Genomic DNA, 20,322 nt, shown 5'->3' on the forward strand with positions numbered 1-20,322 from the left:
GCTGCGGCCCTCGTGTGCTTGTGAGCTCAATGGGTCACGGCTGCCGCTTTTTCGATGTGCGACCGGGTCACTCGCTTGCGGAAGATCCAGTACGTCCAGCCCTGATAGAGCAGCACAAGCGGCAGGAAGATCACCGCCGCCCAAGTCATGATCGTGAGCGTGTAGTCGGTGCTCGAAGCGTTCTCGATCGACAGGCTGAAGGCCGGGTCGGTCGAGGAAGGCATCACGTTCGGGAACAACGCGAACCAGAGGGTGAGCACGGCTGCGACGATGGTGAGCGCGCCGAAGCCGAACGCCCACCCTTCGCGATCTCGCATATTGAAGATGAGCGACACGATCAGCGCGACGGCGGCGATAGCGGCGCCCGCGATGACCAGAACCAAAAACGGAGCACCGTGTTCGGCGGCGATGAAGATCGTCCAGATCAAGAATGCGGCTGCGACCACGACGGTCAGCATGCCCGAACGGCGCGCGAGCACGCGTGCATCTGCATGCACCTGCCCATCGGTCTTCAGCGCCACGAAATACACGCCATGGGTGAAGAACAGCAACAGGGTCGTGAGGCCCCCCAGCAGGCCGTACGGGTTGAGCAGTGTCAGGAAAGACCCGGTGAACTCGTGGTTTGCGTCGATCGGAACACCCTGCACGATGTTGGCGAAAGCGACGCCCCACAGCAGTGCGGGAACGGCTGAGCCGACCACGATCATCGTGTCGAAGCGCTTACGCCACTTCACACTGTCGCGCTGGTGGCGGTACTCGAACGAGACGCCTCGCAAGATCAGCGCGAGCAGAATCAGCAGCAGCGCTAGGTAAAACCCGCTGAACAGGGTCGCGTACCACTCCGGGAACGCCGCGAACAGGCAAGCGCCGGCGACAATGACCCATGTTTCATTCAGATCCCAGACCGGACCGATCGTGTTGATGACCTGACGGCGTGAGACGTCGTTCTTGCCGAGGAAGGGCAACGACATTCCGACGCCGAAGTCGAAGCCATCGAGAACGAAGTAGCCGACGAAAAGGAATCCGACAATGAAGAACCAGATGTATGCGAGATCCATGGCGCTCTCCTAGTAGACCGTCGTGGGGGTGTCTTCGACCGACCGCTCACGCGGATCGGGGTCGTCGGGACCGGGCAGCGGTGCTGGCCCGGCGTGAGTGGTCTTCATGATGAGACCAACTTCGACGACTGCGAGGATGGCGTAGATCGCCGTAAACGAGATGAGCGAGATGAGTACGGTCCAGCCGGGCACGCTCGGCGACACTCCGTCTTCGGTGAGCATCAGACCGAACACGATCCACGGCTGTCGACCCATTTCGGTGAACACCCAACCGACGAGAATTGCTACGAGCGACGCCGGCCATGCCCAGATGGCCAGTCGCCATGCCCACGTAGGCACCTCGCGCTTTGCCTTCTTGCGAGTGAGCCACAATCCGACGACGGCAGTGAGAGCGGCGATAGCGCCGAGGCCGATCATCCAGCGAAACGACCAGTATGTGACCCACAGGATCGGGGCGAAGTTGCCGTCGACCTGGTCTGCGAACTGGGGGAACAGCTCGGTCGTGTACTGCATGTTCAAGTCGTTGATGCCCTCGACGCAGCCGTCGAGAGTGTGTGTGGAAAGGAACGACAGCAAGAACGGGATGCGAATCGAGAACAGTTCGCTCGTACCATCCGGCGTTCCCAGCGTGAAGATCGAGAACGACGCGTCGGCGCCACAGGCGGTGTCATAGAGAGCCTCAGCCGCAGCCATCTTCATCGGCTGCGTCGCCACCATCACCAGACCGAGCTGGTCGCCAGAGAGCGCGGTGCCGCCGAACGCGATGATCATGCCCCACAGGCCGTAACGCAACGACGAACGCATCATCTCGATGTTCTGCCCGCGCACGAGGTGCCACGCAGAGATCGAGATGATGACCCCCATCGTCATCATGAAGGCGGCGAAGAGGGTGTGGGGGAGTGCGGCGAGCGCGACCGGATTGGTCAGCACGGCAAAGAAGTCGGTCATCTCGGCTCGGCCACCGTCTTGCGCCATCTGGTATCCCACAGGATTCTGCATGAAGGCGTTCGCGGCGAGGATGAAATACGCCGAGAACCACGCGCCGATAGTGGCAATCCAGATGCTAGCCAGGTGCAGGCCCTTGGGCAGCTTGTCCCACCCGAAGATCCACAGCCCGATGAAGGTCGCTTCAAAGAAGAAGGCCATCAGCCCTTCGAAGGCGAGCGGCGCCCCGAACACGTCGCCAACGAATCGGGAGTATGACGACCAGTTCATGCCGAACTGGAACTCCTGCACGATGCCGGTAACAACTCCCATTGCGAAGTTGATCAGGAAGATCTTGCCGAAGAACTGCGTCAAATGCAGCCATTTCACGTTCCCAGTGCGAAACCAGGCGGTCTGAAAGATCGCAACTGTCAATGCCATCCCGAGCGTGAGCGGAACGAACAGAAAGTGATAGAGCGTCGTGAGCCCGAATTGCCAGCGGGCCAGTAACAGGGGATCCAGCAGGTCCACGGAGGCGCTCCGATCGCTCAAACGATGTGGTCTGACCACACCATATCAGGCTCTCGCAGTGGGACGGTAGTCGCGCAGAAGAAATCTCGCGAACCGGCTGGCAACCGCGCCCGGCCTCGCACCGGGAGCACATGGCCCCCACTGACTTTGCGGCGATTAGGCTCAAGGTATGGTCGGGGTCGTTGCAGCGGGGGTTCGCGCTTGAGCGCGGTGCCGGTGACGATCGGCATTCGTTCAGATCCCACCGAAGGCGACGCCTCGTCGGCTTCGCCTGGCGATCCGCTCGTTGACACCTTTGGCCGCGTGCATCGAGACCTGCGAATTTCGCTCACGGATCGGTGCTCGCTACGGTGCACCTACTGCATGCCAGAACAGGGCAATGAATGGCTGGCTCGCACGAGCATCTTGACCCTCGACGAGATCGTGCAGATCGCGACGATTGCTGCAGCGAACGGCATCACCACCTTTCGGCTGACGGGCGGAGAGCCCCTGCTTCGAACCGACATCGTCGAGGTCGTGCGGCGACTCGGCGAGATTCGGGGGCCTGACGCAAGACCTGTCGAAATCGCTATGACGACCAACGGCATCGGCCTGCCCGAGAAGCTGCCTGGTCTGATCGATGCGGGCCTGAATCGCTTGAACATCTCGCTCGACACCATTCGCCCCGAGAGGTTCCACGAGCTCACCCGGCGTGACCGTCTCGATGACGTCCTCGCGGGAATTGAAGCTGCGGCAGCGTCTGCTCTTCGCCCGCTGAAGATCAATGCTGTCGCCATGCGCGATGTCAACGATGACGAGCTGGTTCAACTCGTCGAGTTCGCGGTAGCCCACGACGCGCAGATGCGCTTCATCGAGCAAATGCCGCTCGATGCAGGCCACACGTGGGATCGCACGCGCATGGTCACGCGTGAAGAGATCTTGGAGACCCTCGCCAGTCGGTGGACGCTGACCCCGATTCCCGGGCGCGGTGGTGCGCCAGCCGAGCGGTGGACGCTCGATGACACCGACCACACGGTGGGCGTCATCGCCTCGGTCACGGCGCCGTTCTGTGGGGACTGTGACCGGTTGCGGCTGACTGCTGACGGGCAGCTGCGCAATTGTCTCTTTTCAGAGACGGAGTATGACCTGCTCCCGATCCTGCGGGCGACCGATCGCGAGTCGAGCCAGAGTCGTGAGGTCGCAGTCGATCGGATGCTTCGCGCCTGCGTGCGCGGCAAGCTTCCCGGCCATGCCATCAACGATCCCTCGTTCCTGCAGCCCGCTCGTGGCATGAACGCGATCGGCGGCTGAACAATGGGCCGCATCACCGCGCGCCGACCGGTCGTCAAGATCACCCTGGGGTCGGGATCGCGCAAGCGAGCCGACGACCTCGCCGTCGAGGAGCCACTTGAGGTTCGAGTGATGGGCAAACCGCTCGCGGTCACGATGCGCACGCCCGGCCACGACGTTGAGCTCGCCGCCGGATTTTTGGTGTCAGAGGGTGTGATCTCGCAGCGCGGCCAGTTTCGCAACGCCATCCATTGTGGTGGCGCTGGCACCCCCGGCGGCGCGCTCAGCGGCACCGAAGAGGGAAATACGTACAACGTGCTCGACGTAGCGCTCGCCCCTGACGTCACGCTTCCAGCCCCAGAGCTCGCGCGCAATTTCTACACCACGAGTTCATGCGGAGTGTGTGGCAAGGCCTCCATTGACGCGATCGAGACGGCATCGAAGTTCGACCCCTCGCTGGATCGTGTGACTGTTTCGGCCGACGCCCTTGCCGCGCTTCCCGATCGTCTGCGTGAAGACCAGGTCGCGTTTGCGCGCACCGGCGGCCTTCACGCCGCAGGGTTGTACGACGCGGTATCGGGCGAGCGGTACGTGGTGCGCGAAGACGTCGGCCGACACAACGCGGTCGACAAGGTCATCGGCTGGGCACTGTTGAATGACCGCTTGCCGCTTACAGGGGTCGTGTTGCAGGTATCGGGGCGAGCGAGTTTCGAGCTGGTGCAGAAGGCGGTGATGGCCGGCATTCCGATTCTCTCGGCCGTATCAGCGCCTTCAACCCTCGCCGCCGAGCTGGCGACAGCATCAGGTCTTACTCTGGCTGGCTTCGTGCGTGGCACGACGATGAACGTCTACTCGCACGCAGAACGGATCCTGGCGGACTGATCAGCCCGTCGACTAGCCAGTCTTTGGGGGATGCGTCTTAGAAGACGAAGAGCTGACCCATTACGAGCACTGTGATCACGAAGAGAGCGACGATCGCGCCCACGATGGCAAGCGTTTTTCCCGACATCTTGGCCACGGCGAAGCCGACCAAGAACGGCAGCGCCGCCAAGAAGATCGCGACAATCCACCAGAAAGCGACGTAGCCGCCCTGGGTCGCCTCGCTCAGCCGCCCCCCGAATAGCTGCTGAGTCTGAGGGTGCGTAGCGAACGAGAATGCTGCCGAGAGGGGAATCGCGATGAATGCAGCGATGATCAGACCGAACAGCGCCCCCCACAGTCCTGGGCTGCCGTTTCCGCTCAGCGCGCCGCCATGGTGTTCCTGCTGTTCTGAAGCCATACGCAGAACTTTAGTAGGTCACGCGGCACAACTCAGCCCACGAGCGTGATGCCGACCAATACGGCACGCACTAGCCTCGGATGGTGAGCCCCGCCGAAAGCCGCGAACCCGTGCAAATGCAGCGCACAGCGCAAGAGATCGCCGTTGCCGTGCGTACAGCGCAGCTGAGCGCGGTCGAGGTCATGCAGACCCATCTGTCTCGCATCGCTGCGATCAATGATTCGATCAACGCCGTCACCGCGACTTTTGCCGACCGTTCACTCGCGGCAGCGCGAGAGGTTGACGAAGCCGTATCGGCGGGCCTTGACCCGGGCCCACTCGCGGGGGTGCCATTCACGGTGAAAGAGAACATCGACCTGACCTGGTCGCCCACCACAAACGGCTGGCGCGGGGCGATGGAGAACATCCCACCCGAAGATGCGGTGATCGTTTCGCGCATGCGCGCCGCGGGCGCGGTTCCCGTAGGGCGCGGGAACATGTCCGACTTCGGAATGCGATGGGATACCGACAACGAACTCTTCGGCCGAACGCTCAACCCATGGAACCGGCACCGCACCGCGGGCGGCTCAAGCGGCGGCGACGCAGCGGCGGTCGCAACGGGAATGTCGAGCATCGGCCTCGGCAACGATTTCGGCGGTTCACTGCGCATTCCCGCCCATGCCGTAGGCGTCTGCGCCGTGCGGCCGTCTCACGGCAGAGTGCCTCGCTCGGCCGTTTGCGGCGAAGGTGTCGCCATGACGTTGCAACAGTTCTCAGTGAATGGGCCCATCGCTCGGAATGTTGCTGATCTTGAGTTGGCGTTCCAGGTGCTGCTCGGGTCGGATCCACGTGATGGCGTCTCGGTCGATGCGGTTGCGCTCGACCCCGATAGCGCGCCGCGTCGTGTCGGTGTCGTCAGGGGAGCGGCAGGGTGGCCCGTCGAGCCGGGAGTGGCAGCATCCATCGACAAGGCCGTTGACGCATTGGGCGCCGCAGGGTGGGACGTCGTCGAGATCGACCTGCCGCGCCTGGAACAAGCAGCGACTTCGTGGCGACGGCTCGCCTGCACCGACATGCTCTTCACCCTCGATCCTGCCGATCTCGCAGTGCCGTTGGGAGAAGCGGCCACCGCGTTCATGCGCGACAGCACGGCCGCAGCACGGCCCTACGAGACAGCGCGCGAGTATGCCGACGCATGGGCGCAGCGGGTGGTAGTGGCGGCCGAGTGGCGCCAACTGCAGCAACACATCCCACTGATCCTGGGCCCGGTGCTCGCCTCGGGTATTCCTGCCGTGGATTTTGACCTGGGAGGTCAGCCACAGGCAATGGATGCCTGGCGGTCGCTGTGGCTCACTCTTGCCGCAAATTTTCTCGGGTTGCCAGCTGTCGCTGTTCCCACTGGGCTGGATGCTGCGTCTCTTCCCACCGGTGTGCAGGTGATTGGCCCGATGAACGGTGACGAAGTGGCATTGCGTGCGGCCCGAGACATCGAGATGGCGTGCGTCTGGCCCGGGACGGCCTGATGGGCGCACTCAGCCGCTGAGTTCGAGCACCACCTGGCGGTATCGCAGCAGGAACGCGGGCTCATCGAGCCGTTTGCGACGGAGCCACGCGGTGACTTCGTCGTTGGACTTGCTTGCATTGCACGACCGGCACGCGGGCACGACATTGTCGAGCGTGTAGCGGCCGCCGCGAGATATCGGCAACACGCAATCACGTTGAAACGGGCCGTCTGCTTTGCCGCAGTACGCGCACTGCGCCCAGGCCTCAGAGATCGCAGCCCACTGCGCATCGGTCAGATCGCTGCCTGAAGTCGCGACACGTTTCACGCGTCGCCGCTGCGCACGAGCGCGGCGCGAATTGGGGGCGGCCATGTCGCCAGCGTATCTTCGAGCACTCACCTCGAGCAGGTGACGCGCGGTCTGCCTGCACGGCGCTGCGAGAGCAGGAGCATGGTGTGCCCGTAGGATCATTGCAGGTCGCGAGTCGCGGCAGATCGAGAGGAACCAGTGAGCGAACACGATGAACGCATCACCTGGGTGCTGGTCGACGGCGAGAACATCGACGCCACACTGGGCTCATCGATTCTCGGTCGACGACCGCAACCTGACGAGCGCCCACGCTGGGACCGTTTGATCGCTTTCGCCCGACGAACCTGGCGCCAAGATGCGCAGGGACTGTTCTTTCTCAACGCGTCCAGCGGCATTCCGATGTCTTTCGTTCAAGCGCTCAAGGCGATGGACTATCGAGTAGTTCCGCTTTCGGGAGCTCCCGACGAGAAAGTTGTCGACATCGCGATTCAGCGCACTCTGCAGGCGCTGCGCCACCGGCATGAAGATGTCATTTTGGTCAGCCATGACGGCGACTTTCTCGAAGATATCGAGGCGCTGATCGACTCAGAGCGTCGCGTGGGCTTGCTCGCGTTCGCCGAGTTTCGCAACATCGGCTTCGGGGCGATCGCTGGCCTAGAGAAATTCGATCTTGAATTTGACGCCGAAGTCTTTGACGCCCCGCTTCCGCGGGTGCGGGTCATCCCGATTGAAGAGTACGACCCATACACCTTTTTGCGCTGAATTGCGCCGAGGTCTTCCACAGCCCAAACGAACGTAGGCTCGGAGCGACCCGATTGGAGTGTGAGATGTCTCGAGTTCTGTTAATTGGTGGGCACGGCAAGATTGCGCTGTTGCTCGAACCGCTGTTGACCGGGCGTGGTGACCACGTGACGGCGGTGATTCGCAACCCGGATCACGAGTCAGACGTCGCGGCTGCGGGAGCTACGCCGCTCGTAGCCGACGTCCAGATGCTTGACACTGATCAGTTGAGCAACGTGATCAGCGGAAATGAAGCGGTTGTGTGGTCGGCCGGCGCGGGTGGTGCCAGTGCCGAAACCACCTATGCCGTAGACCGCGACGCGGCAATACGCACGATCGACGCGGCAGTAGCCGCGGGCGTGTCGCGGTATGTGATGGTGTCGTACTTCGGCGCCGGAGCAGATCACGGTGTTCCGCGTGACAACTCGTTCTTCGCGTATGCAGAAGCGAAGGCTGCCGCAGATGAGCACCTGCGCGCGAGCGGGCTCGACTGGACTATCGTCGCACCGAGCACGCTGACGCTCGACGAGCCGACAGGTCAGATCGAGGTGGACGCTGATGCGCCATCGAAGGTGTCGCGCGGCGATGTGGCTTCAGTCATTGCGGCCGTGTTGGCGGACGATTCGACGATCAGACGAACGATCCGATTCAACGAGGGCGCTACAGCAATCAGTGAGGCCGTGGCTCGTTGATCTGAGTCGCCGCTCACAAGAGTGAGATGTGTTCAGAGGAGAGCACGCTAAAAATCCGGGCAGGAAAGCCCATTCGTTGGCCGGGGAGCTTACGCAACCCCGGCCAACGGATGAAATCAGAGCGGGCGAATGTTAGCGGCCTGCATGCCCTTGGGGCCACGCTCCGCTTCGAATTCGACCTTCTGGTCTTCGCGGAGCTCCTTGTATCCGTCGCCCGTGATCGCGGTGAAGTGCGCGAACAGGTCGGCGCCGCCATCGTCAGGAGCGATGAAGCCGAAGCCTTTTTCGGAGTTGAACCATTTCACGGTGCCAGTGGCCATCGTGTCTTTCCTTTTACTTTGTGGGCCGCGTGAGCGACCGGGAGTGCCGCGCCGACGTGTGCGGAGCGGGCGTATGAGACGCGGAATATCCGCGAGGGGTGTTATCGGGGCTGCGGATGCCGCAACCACTGCATGGGCGAGTTCACTTGTGCCGTGTATACCGAGATCTTCGCCTTGCGCGCCATGCGCTTCGTATCCGAGCGGAGTAATGCCGACAAAGCCAGCGTACTCGCCTGCAGCGGTTGCGACGAAAACATCGTTATCAGCTTGTCGCCAATTGAGCGACGGCCGTGATGACGAGATGGTGGGAATTACGAGGGTCATGCAGCTTTCAGGTGATGCGCGGCGATACAGACGCTCGTGCGCGGAAGTCGAAGGTTTGAGGCGGATGTCATGGTGACGATCCGGGCGTCAGGCTGTCTGCTACTCCACAGTTGTCTGCTACTCCACAGTGAGGCATTGAGGAATGTGACGCGTACCCGAATGGGCAACAATCAGCATAGCACGGCAACCGATCTCTGCACGCGTCTGCTGCGGATCTGGTTCGAGGAGCGGCTCGACACCCTAGCCATCTGCCGATTCAGCGCCGAGTCGCTGAGCGGCGTAGCCTGAAAAGATGTCTGCCGGCCAGCGCGCGCTGAACGCCCGCGATGCATTAATCGCTCTCGTCAACAACGCCGAGCACAGCTTCGACGCTTTTGAGGGGATGCCTGCGGCTGCCGCGTCGCGCAAAGCCGCTGTTCTCATCTTGTTCGGTGTGCTCGATTCGTTGCCGAGCAGACATGACGCGCAAGACGCTGCCGTCTCGCAAGATCTAGACGTGTTGTTGTTGGCGCGAGCGTCCACGTTGCGTTCACACGCCGGACAAGTTGCGTTCCCCGGAGGCCGAGTCGACCCGGAGGACGACTCGGTCGTGGCGGCGGCCCTTCGAGAAGCGAGGGAAGAGACCGGCCTCGACCCGGCAGGCGTCGAGGTGCTCGGCGAGTTGCCCGAGGTGCCGCTCGCTTTCTCGCGCCACATGGTGACGCCGGTGATCGGATGGTGGCGACACCCGACGGCGGTCGGTGTCGTCGATGAGGCCGAGTCTTCACACGTCTTTCGCGTGCCGGTGGCAGACCTGCTCAACCCCGCCAACCGAGGAACGACCGTCTTGCGGCGCGACGGTCACGAGTGGCGTGGCCCAGGCTTCATCACGACATACGCCGGCGATGAGCACCTCGTGTGGGGCTTCACCGCCATGTTGCTCGACGCGGTCTTTGAGTCCCTCGGCTGGACTGAGCAGTGGGATGCTGCTCGCGTGCTTCCGTTTGAGCCGCCTGTGGGCTGAAGGCCACCGCACCTTCAGCATCCGTCGCAATACACTTGTGTGTGCCTTCTTCGCCGACCGACCCTGCTGAGTCTCTGCCCGACGATCTGGAAGCGGGCATCGATCTCGGTGCCAGCACTGATCTCGGTGCCAGCACTGATCTCGGTGCAGGCATCGATGCCGACGATCTCGCGACGACACTTCGTGTGCTTGAGAACATGGCGCAGATGAACGAAGCGCATCCCGACTACATCACGGTGCGCCGCGCCACGGCCGCGATGTTCAAGGCGGTGAAGCGGGAACGGCGTCGAGAGCTTCGAGCCATGGTTGCTGACGCTGATCGTGCCGTTGTGGCTGCGACGGCTACGGGAGCACCCGACCGCATCGACGATGAGACTCGCGGCATCCCGATCAGCACCGCCACGACTGCGCCCACGGCGGGAACGCTGATCAAAGCGCGCGGCTGCTACATCTGCAAGAAGCCCTACACCGTGGTGGACGCTTTCTATCATCAGCTCTGCCCGGAGTGTGCGGCCCTCAGCCACCGCAAGCGCGACGCTCGTACCGATCTGACCGATCGGCGCGCTCTGCTCACCGGCGGACGCGCCAAGATCGGAATGTACATTGCGCTGCGCCTGTTGCGAGATGGCGCGCACACGACGATCACTACCCGCTTCCCACGCGACGCTGTGCGTCGCTTTTCGAGCCTTCCCGATTCGGCAGACTGGCTGCACCGTCTCAAGGTCGTAGGCATCGATCTGCGGGATCCAGCGCAGGTGATCGGTCTCGCCGAAGACGTTGCTGCGGCAGGACCCCTCGACATTCTGATCAACAACGCTACGCAAACCGTGCGGCGCTCGCCCGGTGCGTATCAGCCCCTGGTCGATGCGGAACTCTCGCCACTGCCTGACGGCCCCCTTCCGGAGCTGGTGACCTTTGGGCACACCAACGACCAGCACCCGCAGGCTCTCGAGCGTTCGGTTGCCGCGCACCCGGTGCTCGCCGCGGCAGCGTCGCGAGCCGATGAGCTCACCGAGCAGGCGATGGCAGCCGGATCCAGCTCGCTTGAGCGCCTCAACGCAGGCACGGCAATCGATGCTGGCGGCCTCATTCCCGATCTGCACGGGATCAACTCGTGGACTCAGCGTGTCGAAGAAGTCGACCCGCTCGAGATGCTTGAGGTGCAGCTTGCCAATACGACCGCGCCGTTCTTGCTGATCTCCAAGCTGCGGCCTGCAATGGTCGCAAGCCCTGCGCGCCGCAAGTACATCGTGAATGTCAGTGCGATGGAGGGCGTCTTCAACCGGGGCTACAAAGGGCCGGGGCATCCTCACACCAACATGGCGAAGGCCGCGGTCAACATGCTGACGCGCACGAGCGCGCGGGAGATGTTCGAAAGCGACCAGATTCTGATGACGAGCGTCGATACCGGATGGATCACCGACGAGCGACCCCACCCGACCAAGGTGCGCTTGGCTGAAGAAGGATTTCATGCTCCGCTCGACCTGGTCGACGGTGCGGCGCGGGTGTACGACCCCATCGTGCGTGGTGAAGACGGTGAAGATCTGTTCGGTGTCTTCTTGAAGGACTACGAACGCGGGCAGTGGTGACGCTGCCGTGAACCTGCCGTCACCCGGTGCTCGTGTCGTCGTGCGCTATATCTTGCCGACGGGGCAGGCGACCGATGCTCTGGGTGAGTTGCTGAGCGCAGACGAACAGACGCTCGTGGTCGACGGCAAGCGCGGCGTAGCGACGATTCCGCGCGGCGCAGTGATCGCGGCCAAAGAAGTTCCGCCCGCGCCACCACGTCGGCCATAGCAGGTTCGGCTCGTGTCCAGGCGTGCCCACTAGACTCGACGGTGGCCGAACTGAGCGCGAAATCGGCCTCGTTGTCGCCATCGTCGTCGTCAGCACCGGTTTATCAGTCCGCTCCCGCGGGCTCGCCGCCTGATATGCGCCAAGGAGACACTTCATGACTATTGCCGATCTGGCCACGTACGTAGACCACACCTTGCTCGCTCCCGCCGCCACGACGGCAGATGTCGAAGCAGCAATCTCTCAAGCCGCAGAGCTGGGCGCTTACAGCGTTTGCCTGTCACCCTCGGTGCTTCCGGTTGAGCTACCCGAAGAGTTGAAGCTTGCCGTTGTGGTTGGTTTTCCCAGCGGAAAACACCACAGCGAGATCAAAGCGGCAGAGGCCCGGCTTGCGGCCCTCAACCACGCCGACGAGATCGACATGGTGATTGATCTTGGCGCGGCGATCGAAGGGCGCTACGACGCCGTCGAGGCCGACATCCGCGCGGTGCGCGAGGCTGCACCCAAGCCCGTGGTTCTCAAGGTGATCATCGAGTCGGCTGCGCTATCGGACGAAGCGATCGTTGCGAGCTGCCGCGCGGCCGAGGCAGCCGGGGCCGACTTCGTCAAGACGTCGACCGGATTTCACCCGGCGGGTGGCGCGTCGCTTCACGCCGTATCGCTGATGAAGCAGACGGTCGGCGACCGGCTCGAAGTGAAGGCGTCCGGCGGGATTCGCACGCGTTCTGACGCTGAGGCCATGATCGCGGCAGGTGCCACACGTTTGGGGCTGTCGAGCACTCGCGCCATTCTCGAAGACCGCGAAGCGCTCGGCACCTACTAGCCTGGCTTCACACCGACCGCTACCGCGGAGGGAGTGTTGATGGTTCAGGTGCGTGTGGCCGGTATTGCCCTCGATCCGGCAGGACAGCATGTCATATTGCTCAAGCCGATCGATGAGCTGCCGGGTGAAGGTCAGATTCTGCCCATTTGGATAGGGGCACAAGAGGCAACTTCAATTCTCGTCGCGGTGGAAGGCGCCGAAACCCCGCGGCCGTTTGCGCACGATCTGATGCGCTCAATGCTGGCCAGCCTCGATGCGATCGTGCAGCGAATCGAGATCACGCGTATCACCGAGGGCACGTACTACGCCGAGATCGTTCTCAACGCCGGTGGCGGCACCCATCGCATTGATGCGCGACCGTCTGATGCGATCGCGCTCGCCTCGCGCGTCGGCGCCGAGCTCTGGGTCGCAGACGAGGTGATTCTTCAGGCAGGCATCGTCGACGAGGTGACCGACGACGAAGAAGTTGCACACGGCGCAGTTGATCCCGAGGTCGTCGATCCTGTTGTCGCCGAAGAACGCGTCGATGAGTTCAAGCGCTTCTTGGAGAACGTCGATCCCGACGATTTTCGCGGTTGACTGGGCTCGGGGTCGGCCTCAGCGGACAGCGATCAGCTCAAGCGCACCCTCGATGCGCTTGAGCACCGTCAACGCTGAGCTCGCTGCCAGCCGGCATCGCATCACTGAGGCTTCCACCCCAGCGAAGGGGCGACGTGCTTGGCAAAAGACTCCACAATGCGAAGGTTGAACTCGACGCCCAGCTGGCTTGGGATCGTCAGCATGAGGGTATCGGCGCTCTGAATTGCGGCGTCGCCGAGCAGCTGCTCGACGAGCACATCGGGGGCTGCCGCGTATGTCTTGCCGAATGTTGAGCGCATGCCGTCGATCACGCCCACCTGGTCACCATCCTGTCGACCGCCGAAGTACATGTCTTCTTCGGCAGTTGTGATGGGAAAGATCGAACGACTGACCGAGACCCGGGGTGTGCCGGCATGTCCGGCGTCGCGCCACGCGTTGCGGAAGACGTCGATCTGTCTCGCCTGCAGCTCGTCGAACGGCACATCGCCAGACTCGGTGAGCAGCGTCGACGACATCAGGTTGACGCCGGTTCGCCCAGCCCACTCGGCGGTCTCGCTGTTGCCAGCACCCCACCAGATTCGGGAACGCAGACCGGGGGAATACGGTTCGATTCGCTGCGGTCCGGTTCCACCACCAAAGGGGGAGTGCGGGTCGCGCTCTGCCATGCCCTCGCCCTCGACCGCGCGGAGGAAGGTAGAGAAGTGCTCGCGAGCGATGTCAGCCCCGCGCGGGTCGTTCGCGCCGGTGTAGCCGAACGCTTCGTAGCCGCGTACGACCGACTCGGGTGAGCCGCGGCTGACACCGAGTGCGAGTCGTCCGTCGCTGATCAGATCCACCGCGGCGGCTTCTTCGGCGAGATAGAGCGGGTTCTCGTAGCGCATGTCGATTACGCCCGTGCCGATCTCGATGCGCTTCGTCGTAGCCGCGATCGCGGCGAGCAGCGGCAAGGGGGCGGCCTGTTGGCGAGCGAAATGGTGCACCCGAAAGTAGACACCGTTCGCGCCAAGCTCGTCCATGCCCTGCGCCAGGTCGATGGCCTGTTTCATTGAGTCGCCAGCGGTCAGGATGCGGCCGCCGCCGAGAGGGCCATAGTGTCCGAATGAGAGAGTGCCGAAGCTTTGCATAGTGGATGCAACGGTACGCCAGCGGCATCCATTCCCATGAATGCATTACGTATCGGTGCCCCCGATATCGTGGAACCGACCTGATAAGAAGGAGGCCGGCTCGATGATGCAGGTGCGCGCATTGGATGCGGCTGATTGGCCTGCGGTAGAGATGATCTACGCCGCAGGGATCGATGACGGCCTCGCAACGTTCGAGACCTCGACCCCGAGCTGGGATTCGTTCGACGCGGGAAAGCTGTCTATTGCGCGATTCGTCGCTGTCGATGACGGCGGGACCGTCGCTGGGTGGGTGGCAGGATCGCGGGTGTCGTCCAGGCCAGCGTATAGGGGAGTCGTCGAACACTCGGTCTATGTCAGTCCTGATGCTCGAGGCCGCGGAGTTGGCCGGTTGCTGCTGATGGCGTTCATCGCCGCGTGTGAAAGCGAAGGCATCTGGACAATCCAGGCGAGCGTTTTTGCTGACAACACCGCGAGCCAGCGGTTGCACGAATCACTCGGGTTCCGGGTCGTCGGTACGAGGGAACGGATCGCGCGAGCAGGTTCGGGACCGTTCGCTGGTACGTGGCGCGACACCGTGTTGGTCGAGCGCCGCAGCGCCCTCGCAGGCAGCGACTGAGATGCCTGCGGCTGTTGCCGCGCGAGTTGCCGTTCGCCCGCTGTTAACACTGATGCCGCAACCTGGATCCACTCGATGCCTGGGATCTAGGAGACGCTGATGGCTGTAACTGCACCCGTGACTCGCACTGTTTCGGAACACATTGACGAGACGGGGCAGGCCGGACTCACCGCGTTGCAACAGCGCACGTGGTTCTTGGCCGCTGCCGGCAAGTTCTTCGAAGGCATGATCGTCTTTCTCGTCGGTGTGGCAACGCCGCTGATCGCCGCGCAATATTCGTTGTCCACCGCGCAGATCGGATTGGTCACGGCCATGCCCCTGCTGGGCATTCTGATCGGTGCTTCTGCTCTGGGTGGGCTCGCTGACAAAGTGGGCCGGCGCCCGCTTTTCCTATGGGAGATGGGCCTGCTCACTGCGTGCCTCGTTGGCGTATCGTTCAGCAATTCGTTGCCGATCTTCCTGCTGTTTCTGCTCGGCACTGGCCTGGCTCTTGGCTCCGATTATCCGGTCGCGCACTTGATGATCTCTGAGACGCTTCCGACCAAGATTCGCGGCCGCAGAGTGCTCGCGGCGTTCGGCTTCCAAGCGGTCGGAGCGGTTGCCGGCACCGGTGTGGGAATGCTGGTGCTCAGCCAACGCGAAGAGCTCTCCGACTGGCGCATCATGTTCGCCCTTGTGATCATTCCCGCGTTCGTCGTCACGATCGCGCGCATTTTCACGGCCCAGAGCCCGCATTGGCTGGCGTCGAAGGGCCGCTATGACGAAGCCGAAGCGGTGCTTGCCGCCCTCTGTTTCGGAGACCACAAGGCGGGCGACTTGCGCATTACGCGTGAGGCGCCGGTCGTTGACGCGGTGAAGGCTGACCAGAAAGCGTCTCAGTCGAGCATAAAGACGCTGTTCAAACGTCCGTTGCGTCGCGCGACGATCCTGACCAGCGTGCCTTGGTTTCTGCAAGACCTCGGCACCTACGGCATCGGCATTTTCACCCCGATCGTTATCGCGACCACGCTCGGCACCGACACCACGGGTCTCGACGACACCGTATCTGGCGTGATCGCGAGCGACCTGCAGGGCGCCGAGGGCGCGTTCATCATCGACACCTTCTTGCTCGTCGGTCTTGCAGTGGCACTCTTTCTGGTCGACCGAGTCGGACGCATCCGTCTTCAAGTCGTTGGATTCATCGGCTGCGGCGTCGGCCTAGCGATCGCCGCGTCGTCGGTGTTCTTCGAGAACCCGACGTTTGCGATCTTTGCGGGCTTCATGATCTTCAACTTCTCGACCAACCTCGGCCCGAACACGATGACGTATGTGCTCGCCGGAGAAGTCTTCCCGACGCGTGTGCGGGGAAAGGGCGCAGGGTTCGCGGCATCCGCGGGAAAAGTGGGCGCCGTGCTGACTGCCTTTCTGTTTCCCACCCTGCTCGACGTGTGGGGTCAGGGTGTGCTGTTGACCGTGCTTGTCGCGACATCGCTGCTAGGGGCCGTGATCACTTGGAAGTTCCGCATCAACACCGTCGGCATGAGCCTTGAACAAGTCGATACCGGCGCGGTCATCGAAGTGCTCCCGGCCGCTCCCGCCCCGCGCGCCGGATAGATAAAAGAAGCTGGCGATGGGGATGCTGCCGGGCGTCGCGAGGTGTGGGCAGGCCAACGAAGAAGAACCAGGCAGATGGCCCCATAAATGACAGATGTCTCGCGACATATGAGACATATGTCGCGAGACATCACATGGCGGAGGATAGGGGATTCGAACCCCTGAGAGCTTTCACTCAACACGCTTTCCAAGCGTGCGCCATAGGCCACTAGGCGAATCCTCCAGCAGCCCGTGAGGGCCGCAGACAATCCTACCTTGTCTGCGCTGGCCGACTGTCACTCCTGACGTAGACCGGTTGCCCCCGCGTACACACTGCCCGGTCGCACAAGCAAAGAACGCGGCACGACGACGGCAAGAACACGCCTCGAGGCCGCAACGTGAGCGAACAATGAAGCGCTCGCTTCGACCGCCGCGGCAGCCGCAGCATCGGTCAAACCGTAGTTGCGGCCGATCGTTCCGGAATAGCTCGCATGCTCGATCGCGTAGACAAGAGTCTGCATCGCGTCGCTCGACGCTCCGTGGTCGCTCACCAGGCGGTTCGCGAACGCTCGGGGAGTTTCAGCACCGGGAACCGAGATACCGAGATCGATCGCCGCGTTCTGCACGATCGCCCATGCGGCCAGTGCATCGCCATCATTGGCTGAACGAATGAGCGACCGTTGCCTCGCCGCGCGAATAATGGCGGGCGCCGTCAGCGCAGCGAGAATGAACACGACTGCGCCCAACACCGGATAGAAATTCGTCTCCGCGTCGCGAATGGCTCCGCTGGCGCCATCCAAAGGAACATTGAGATCCTGCAGATCTGCTCCCGGCGTCGACGTCGCGGTCGGCCGCTCTTCGGGCTGCGCGGTCAGCGAATTATCGGCAGCCCCCGGGGTGAACGATTCCGGGGCGAAGGCGGTGGGCGTGCCGAGGCCGGCTGTCGGCTCGAAGCCGACCCATCCGACGCCTTCGAAATAGACTTCGGGCCAGGAATGCAGGGTGTCACTCATCACCGAATACACCGGCTCGCCGTCTTCGACCTCGCCGGTGACGTTGCCCGGCAGGTAGCCCACGACAATACGTGTCGGCATATCGAGAGTGCGAGCCATCATCGTGAACGCGGCGGCGAAGTGAACGCAGTAGCCCTCACGAACCTCGAGAAACTCCGCCACGGCATCGGCGCCGCTTCCATCGAAGCCGTCTTCGACGGGAGCTTCGAGGGAATACCGAAACTCACCGCCACGGAACCAGCGCTGCAGCGCGATGAGCGCGTCGTAGTCGTTGGTGGTGCCCTCGGTGACCTCAGCAGCGAGTTCTCCGATGATGGGCGGGAGGTCGTCGGGAAGAGCGACGGTGGCGTCATCGATACGCGGGCTCGGCGCAGCATCCATTGATCGAATCTGCTCGCGAGTCGGGCGCGCTGCGAGTGAAGAAACCTCATATTGCTGGCCTTGAGTAGTCGCCGACTGTGAGACCACCGTGCGATTCGCCGGCACCGCAGACCACGACCCCTCGAGCCCGGACACCGCTGTTGCCGCCCACGGGATCGGCAACCAGTACGAGGCGAGGTTCACCACAGACACTGAGGTCTCGGCGGGGGTGATGAGCACATCTTCGTCAACGCTCAATTCGACCAACCCCGATGAACTCTCCAGCGGCACTGTTCGCAACGGATCGGGTTCCCAGACGGCTCCGTCGAACTGTGACAGCGTCGTGGCTCTCAAGTACGGGGGCGATGAAGCATTCGATTGGTACCGAATGACTTCAATCGGATCTGGCTGGCGTAGATCATCGCCCAGTGACAGTGAAGCGTCGATGCCCGGGCCCGCACCGAATTGCGAGCCCACGCGCACAGTCGGTTCAGGCAGAAGGGGAGATGCCGCTACTGCGACGACCACGGCGATCGCGGCGATTCCCATCGCTGTCGCGGGCACGCCCGCCGTCCGCTCGGCCTGCTGTTCGGCGGGCTTCTCGCGTGATCGCGTCTCGGCGCGGAGCAGAAAGAGGATCGCCGCGGCCAGATAGATGAACGACATGACGTCGGCTTCATCGCTGACGACGATCGCGGGAATAAGTGAAACAGCGATCAAGCCGACAGACGCAAGCAACGGCATGCGTGCGGTGATCACCACGTGGTCGATGATGATCGCCAACAGCCCCATCGCGCCGACAATGAGAACGGACACCGCGAGGGAGGGCTCCAGGGGCGCTGCTCCCTGGATGATCTCGTCTTGAGCTGCGGCCAATACCGTGGGCAACGCGTCGATCGTCGCGGGCGTCGGCACCACCCAGAACAGGGCAGTGCTGCCGAAAAAGGCGCCGGTCATGAACAATGCCCAAAGAACGATCTCAATCAGTGAGACCGCGATCGCGGGCAGGCGGGCGCGGCGGGCGAAGTATCCGGCCATCAAGATGACAGCGGCAAGCGCGAGCGCGCCGAACAGCCACCCGCTCGGTTCCACCACGTTCAATACGGGCAACAGAGCGGCCGTGAGCGCCGCGTAGACCGCGATCGTGAGCGTGCGGGCGCCACGCCGAGACACTCGCATCTCGGCAACCTCTGGCGTCACGCTCGACGCGGCTGCGTTACGCCACGACATGGCTGGCTCCATGCCCTGTCGCCTCACGCCACGCATCGGCGAAATCGCCCTCAACGTCTATCCGCCCGACGTGCCAGCCGCTTTCGGATGCTGATGCCAGGGCTTGGGCATCGGGGGCGACAGCGAACAAGACGGGCAGGCTGGAGTGGTGCGCGGCGGGAGCGAGAGCATCAGCATCCGCCGAGGACAACTGCCCGGTGATGACAACGACCGGACCCGTCGCCGACCCCGTGAACAGCCGGGCAAGGTCAGGCAGGTCATCGCCGCGGCGAGCGGTCACGTCGGCGAACTGCGTGAGCATCTCGTCGAGCTCACTCACATCACCGCCGTCGATTCGCTCTATCAAGACGGTGCCGTCACTGTCGATCACCTCGGCGGTGTACCCGTCGCGCACGAGCCGAGCCACGACGGAAACGCATGCTGAGACGGCAGCTTCAAAGGCATCGTCGCCCCCTGGTGCGTAGCGGGCCTGGCGTCCCCACCGTTCGCCGCTTCGATCGAGCACGACAGTGGCCTCGGGCGTGGACTCCTGCTCTTCTTGGCGCACCATGAGGGTGTCGCGGTGCGCTGTTGCCCGCCAGTGGATTCGTCGCATGGAATCACCAGAGGCATACGGGCGCGCTACGAGGTTGTCGGCGCCCTGGCCGAGTTGGGTGGTTTCGCTGTGCAGCAACCCGCCGGATTCTCCGGTGAAGTGATTGAGCGCAGACACATCGACCAAGGCGGGAGCGACCGTGACGGAAGTGCGAGTGTCGAAGCGCGTGCGGCGCACGGCAAGCCCGAACGGGTCGCTTGTTCTGATGAAGAACGGGCCGATAGAACGGGTTCCCCGAACCTCACCAGTCACCTCATACGCAACTTCAACCGTGCGCTCGCCGTTGCGAAAGGCCGAATTAATCGCCGGGAGCACGCCGTCGGCGGTGCCGCTCAGACCCTTCGGCAGGGTGTCATGCCAGGTGCCAGGCGGCGTGGGCACGGCCGTGCGTACCCCCACACGAGTCGTGACAACGGTCGCTTCGCCCACCTGCGCGACTTCGGGACTGATCGTTCTGACCACAGTGTCGGTACGTCGAGTGAGAGACACCGCCGCGAGGCTCGCGAGCACCACAGCGAGCAACAGCACACCGAAGTAGAGCAGCTCAGTGACGCCGAGCTCGTGTGCGAGCGCAAAGCACACGCCCGAAAGCGCAAGCGCGCCCGTACCCCGCGCTGTCAGCGGCCACCAGCGAACCATCTGAGCG

At 63.1% G+C, this 20,322-nt stretch carries 20 protein-coding genes and 1 tRNA gene; 12 read left to right on the forward strand and 9 right to left on the reverse strand.

Features of this window, described 5'->3' with window-relative positions:
- Positions 1-26: 26 nt before the first annotated feature.
- Positions 27-1,058: a cytochrome d ubiquinol oxidase subunit II gene (gene cydB / locus SJY18_RS12830; protein ID WP_396667853.1), complete on the reverse strand. Its 1,032-nt coding sequence runs from the start codon at positions 1,056-1,058 to the stop codon at positions 27-29.
- A 9-nt stretch (positions 1,059-1,067) separates the two neighbouring features.
- Entirely contained in the window at positions 1,068-2,513 is a 1,446-nt protein-coding gene (locus tag SJY18_RS12835; RefSeq protein ID WP_396667854.1) for a cytochrome ubiquinol oxidase subunit I, read from the reverse strand.
- Between the two features lie 201 nt (positions 2,514-2,714).
- Between SJY18_RS12835 and moaA the strand changes: the two genes are divergently transcribed.
- On the forward strand, positions 2,715-3,803 hold the full coding sequence (gene moaA, locus SJY18_RS12840; RefSeq protein ID WP_396667855.1) for a GTP 3',8-cyclase MoaA: 1,089 nt from the start codon (positions 2,715-2,717) through the stop codon (positions 3,801-3,803).
- Positions 3,804-3,806: 3 nt separating this feature from the next.
- Positions 3,807-4,664, forward strand: coding sequence for a formate dehydrogenase accessory sulfurtransferase FdhD (fdhD, locus tag SJY18_RS12845; RefSeq protein ID WP_396667856.1), 858 nt, complete (start codon positions 3,807-3,809; stop codon positions 4,662-4,664).
- Between the two features lie 37 nt (positions 4,665-4,701).
- On the opposite strand, the gene SJY18_RS12850 is transcribed toward fdhD, so the two are convergent.
- Positions 4,702-5,061, reverse strand: a complete 360-nt coding sequence (locus tag SJY18_RS12850) for a hypothetical protein (RefSeq protein ID WP_337337440.1) — start codon at positions 5,059-5,061, stop codon at positions 4,702-4,704.
- Between the two features lie 80 nt (positions 5,062-5,141).
- Between SJY18_RS12850 and SJY18_RS12855 the strand changes: the two genes are divergently transcribed.
- A complete protein-coding gene (locus tag SJY18_RS12855; RefSeq protein WP_396667857.1) occupies positions 5,142-6,563 on the forward strand; it encodes an amidase in 1,422 nt (473 codons plus the stop codon).
- A gap of 9 nt (positions 6,564-6,572) precedes the next feature.
- On the opposite strand, the gene SJY18_RS12860 is transcribed toward SJY18_RS12855, so the two are convergent.
- Positions 6,573-6,914 carry an HNH endonuclease signature motif containing protein gene (locus tag SJY18_RS12860; protein WP_337337442.1) on the reverse strand — a complete coding sequence of 114 codons (342 nt, stop codon included), beginning with the start codon at positions 6,912-6,914 and terminating at the stop codon, positions 6,573-6,575.
- A gap of 135 nt (positions 6,915-7,049) precedes the next feature.
- Here SJY18_RS12860 and SJY18_RS12865 point away from each other — a divergent pair, with 135 nt between their 5' ends.
- The gene (locus SJY18_RS12865; RefSeq protein ID WP_337337443.1) at positions 7,050-7,613 is read left to right on the forward strand and encodes an NYN domain-containing protein; all 564 of its coding nucleotides are present in this window, start codon (positions 7,050-7,052) and stop codon (positions 7,611-7,613) included.
- A 65-nt stretch (positions 7,614-7,678) separates the two neighbouring features.
- Positions 7,679-8,323 carry an SDR family oxidoreductase gene (locus tag SJY18_RS12870; RefSeq protein ID WP_337337444.1) on the forward strand — a complete coding sequence of 215 codons (645 nt, stop codon included), beginning with the start codon at positions 7,679-7,681 and terminating at the stop codon, positions 8,321-8,323.
- 116 nt (positions 8,324-8,439) lie between these two features.
- Here the strand turns inward: SJY18_RS12870 and SJY18_RS12875 are convergent, their stop codons facing one another.
- Entirely contained in the window at positions 8,440-8,643 is a 204-nt protein-coding gene (locus tag SJY18_RS12875; protein ID WP_337337445.1) for a cold-shock protein, read from the reverse strand.
- 616 nt (positions 8,644-9,259) lie between these two features.
- Here SJY18_RS12875 and SJY18_RS12880 point away from each other — a divergent pair.
- From SJY18_RS12880 to SJY18_RS12900, 5 genes are all read left to right on the forward strand, one after another.
- Positions 9,260-9,970, forward strand: a complete 711-nt coding sequence (locus SJY18_RS12880; RefSeq protein ID WP_396667858.1) for an NUDIX hydrolase — start codon at positions 9,260-9,262, stop codon at positions 9,968-9,970.
- Between the two features lie 152 nt (positions 9,971-10,122).
- A complete protein-coding gene (locus SJY18_RS12885; RefSeq protein ID WP_396668922.1) occupies positions 10,123-11,559 on the forward strand; it encodes an SDR family NAD(P)-dependent oxidoreductase in 1,437 nt (478 codons plus the stop codon).
- 7 nt (positions 11,560-11,566) lie between these two features.
- Positions 11,567-11,767, forward strand: coding sequence for a hypothetical protein (locus SJY18_RS12890; protein ID WP_396667859.1), 201 nt, complete (start codon positions 11,567-11,569; stop codon positions 11,765-11,767).
- A gap of 154 nt (positions 11,768-11,921) precedes the next feature.
- Positions 11,922-12,587, forward strand: a complete 666-nt coding sequence (gene deoC / locus SJY18_RS12895) for a deoxyribose-phosphate aldolase (RefSeq protein ID WP_396667860.1) — start codon at positions 11,922-11,924, stop codon at positions 12,585-12,587.
- Positions 12,588-12,626: 39 nt separating this feature from the next.
- The gene (locus SJY18_RS12900; RefSeq protein ID WP_337337449.1) at positions 12,627-13,166 is read left to right on the forward strand and encodes a bifunctional nuclease family protein; all 540 of its coding nucleotides are present in this window, start codon (positions 12,627-12,629) and stop codon (positions 13,164-13,166) included.
- A gap of 101 nt (positions 13,167-13,267) precedes the next feature.
- Here the strand turns inward: SJY18_RS12900 and SJY18_RS12905 are convergent, their stop codons facing one another.
- Positions 13,268-14,290 carry an LLM class flavin-dependent oxidoreductase gene (locus SJY18_RS12905; RefSeq protein WP_396667861.1) on the reverse strand — a complete coding sequence of 341 codons (1,023 nt, stop codon included), beginning with the start codon at positions 14,288-14,290 and terminating at the stop codon, positions 13,268-13,270.
- 103 nt (positions 14,291-14,393) lie between these two features.
- Here SJY18_RS12905 and SJY18_RS12910 point away from each other — a divergent pair, with 103 nt between their 5' ends.
- Together SJY18_RS12910 and SJY18_RS12915 are read left to right on the forward strand one after the other, a co-directional pair.
- Positions 14,394-14,906 (forward strand): GNAT family N-acetyltransferase, encoded by a 513-nt coding sequence (locus SJY18_RS12910; RefSeq protein ID WP_396667862.1) that lies wholly within the window; start codon positions 14,394-14,396, stop codon positions 14,904-14,906.
- Positions 14,907-15,005: 99 nt separating this feature from the next.
- Positions 15,006-16,499, forward strand: a complete 1,494-nt coding sequence (locus SJY18_RS12915; protein ID WP_396667863.1) for an MFS transporter — start codon at positions 15,006-15,008, stop codon at positions 16,497-16,499.
- A 135-nt stretch (positions 16,500-16,634) separates the two neighbouring features.
- Here SJY18_RS12915 and SJY18_RS12920 read toward each other — a convergent pair.
- The 3 genes from SJY18_RS12920 to SJY18_RS12930 all read right to left on the reverse strand — a co-directional run bounded on the left by SJY18_RS12920 (position 16,635) and on the right by SJY18_RS12930 (position 20,315).
- Positions 16,635-16,722 (reverse strand) — tRNA-Ser (locus SJY18_RS12920).
- A 52-nt stretch (positions 16,723-16,774) separates the two neighbouring features.
- Complete coding sequence (locus SJY18_RS12925; protein WP_396667864.1) at positions 16,775-19,081, reverse strand: transglutaminaseTgpA domain-containing protein; 2,307 nt, start codon at positions 19,079-19,081, stop codon at positions 16,775-16,777.
- On the reverse strand, positions 19,068-20,315 hold the full coding sequence (locus SJY18_RS12930) for a DUF58 domain-containing protein (RefSeq protein WP_396667865.1): 1,248 nt from the start codon (positions 20,313-20,315) through the stop codon (positions 19,068-19,070). The genes SJY18_RS12925 and SJY18_RS12930 overlap by 14 nt, the downstream gene beginning before the upstream one ends.
- Positions 20,316-20,322: the final 7 nt, after the last annotated feature.

This window comes from Microbacterium sp. R86528 (genome assembly GCF_044596335.1).
Taxonomy (GTDB): domain Bacteria; phylum Actinomycetota; class Actinomycetes; order Actinomycetales; family Microbacteriaceae; genus Microbacterium; species Microbacterium marmarense.

Excerpts from the sequence above, each read along its gene's own strand:
- SJY18_RS12930 (WP_396667865.1), bottom strand. The coding sequence starts at position 20,315 with ATGGTTCGCTGGTGGCCGCTGACAGCGCGGGGTACGGGCGCGCTTGCG.
- cydB (WP_396667853.1), bottom strand. The coding sequence starts at position 1,058 with ATGGATCTCGCATACATCTGGTTCTTCATTGTCGGATTCCTTTTCGTC.
- deoC (WP_396667860.1), top strand. The coding sequence starts at position 11,922 with ATGACTATTGCCGATCTGGCCACGTACGTAGACCACACCTTGCTCGCT.
- SJY18_RS12880 (WP_396667858.1), top strand. The coding sequence starts at position 9,260 with ATGTCTGCCGGCCAGCGCGCGCTGAACGCCCGCGATGCATTAATCGCT.
- SJY18_RS12860 (WP_337337442.1), bottom strand. The coding sequence starts at position 6,914 with ATGGCCGCCCCCAATTCGCGCCGCGCTCGTGCGCAGCGGCGACGCGTG.
- SJY18_RS12925 (WP_396667864.1), bottom strand. The coding sequence starts at position 19,081 with ATGTCGTGGCGTAACGCAGCCGCGTCGAGCGTGACGCCAGAGGTTGCC.
- SJY18_RS12850 (WP_337337440.1), bottom strand. The coding sequence starts at position 5,061 with ATGGCTTCAGAACAGCAGGAACACCATGGCGGCGCGCTGAGCGGAAAC.
- SJY18_RS12915 (WP_396667863.1), top strand. The coding sequence starts at position 15,006 with ATGGCTGTAACTGCACCCGTGACTCGCACTGTTTCGGAACACATTGAC.
- fdhD (WP_396667856.1), top strand. The coding sequence starts at position 3,807 with ATGGGCCGCATCACCGCGCGCCGACCGGTCGTCAAGATCACCCTGGGG.
- SJY18_RS12875 (WP_337337445.1), bottom strand. The coding sequence starts at position 8,643 with ATGGCCACTGGCACCGTGAAATGGTTCAACTCCGAAAAAGGCTTCGGC.
- SJY18_RS12910 (WP_396667862.1), top strand. The coding sequence starts at position 14,394 with ATGATGCAGGTGCGCGCATTGGATGCGGCTGATTGGCCTGCGGTAGAG.
- SJY18_RS12905 (WP_396667861.1), bottom strand. The coding sequence starts at position 14,290 with ATGCAAAGCTTCGGCACTCTCTCATTCGGACACTATGGCCCTCTCGGC.
- SJY18_RS12870 (WP_337337444.1), top strand. The coding sequence starts at position 7,679 with ATGTCTCGAGTTCTGTTAATTGGTGGGCACGGCAAGATTGCGCTGTTG.
- SJY18_RS12900 (WP_337337449.1), top strand. The coding sequence starts at position 12,627 with ATGGTTCAGGTGCGTGTGGCCGGTATTGCCCTCGATCCGGCAGGACAG.
- SJY18_RS12855 (WP_396667857.1), top strand. The coding sequence starts at position 5,142 with ATGGTGAGCCCCGCCGAAAGCCGCGAACCCGTGCAAATGCAGCGCACA.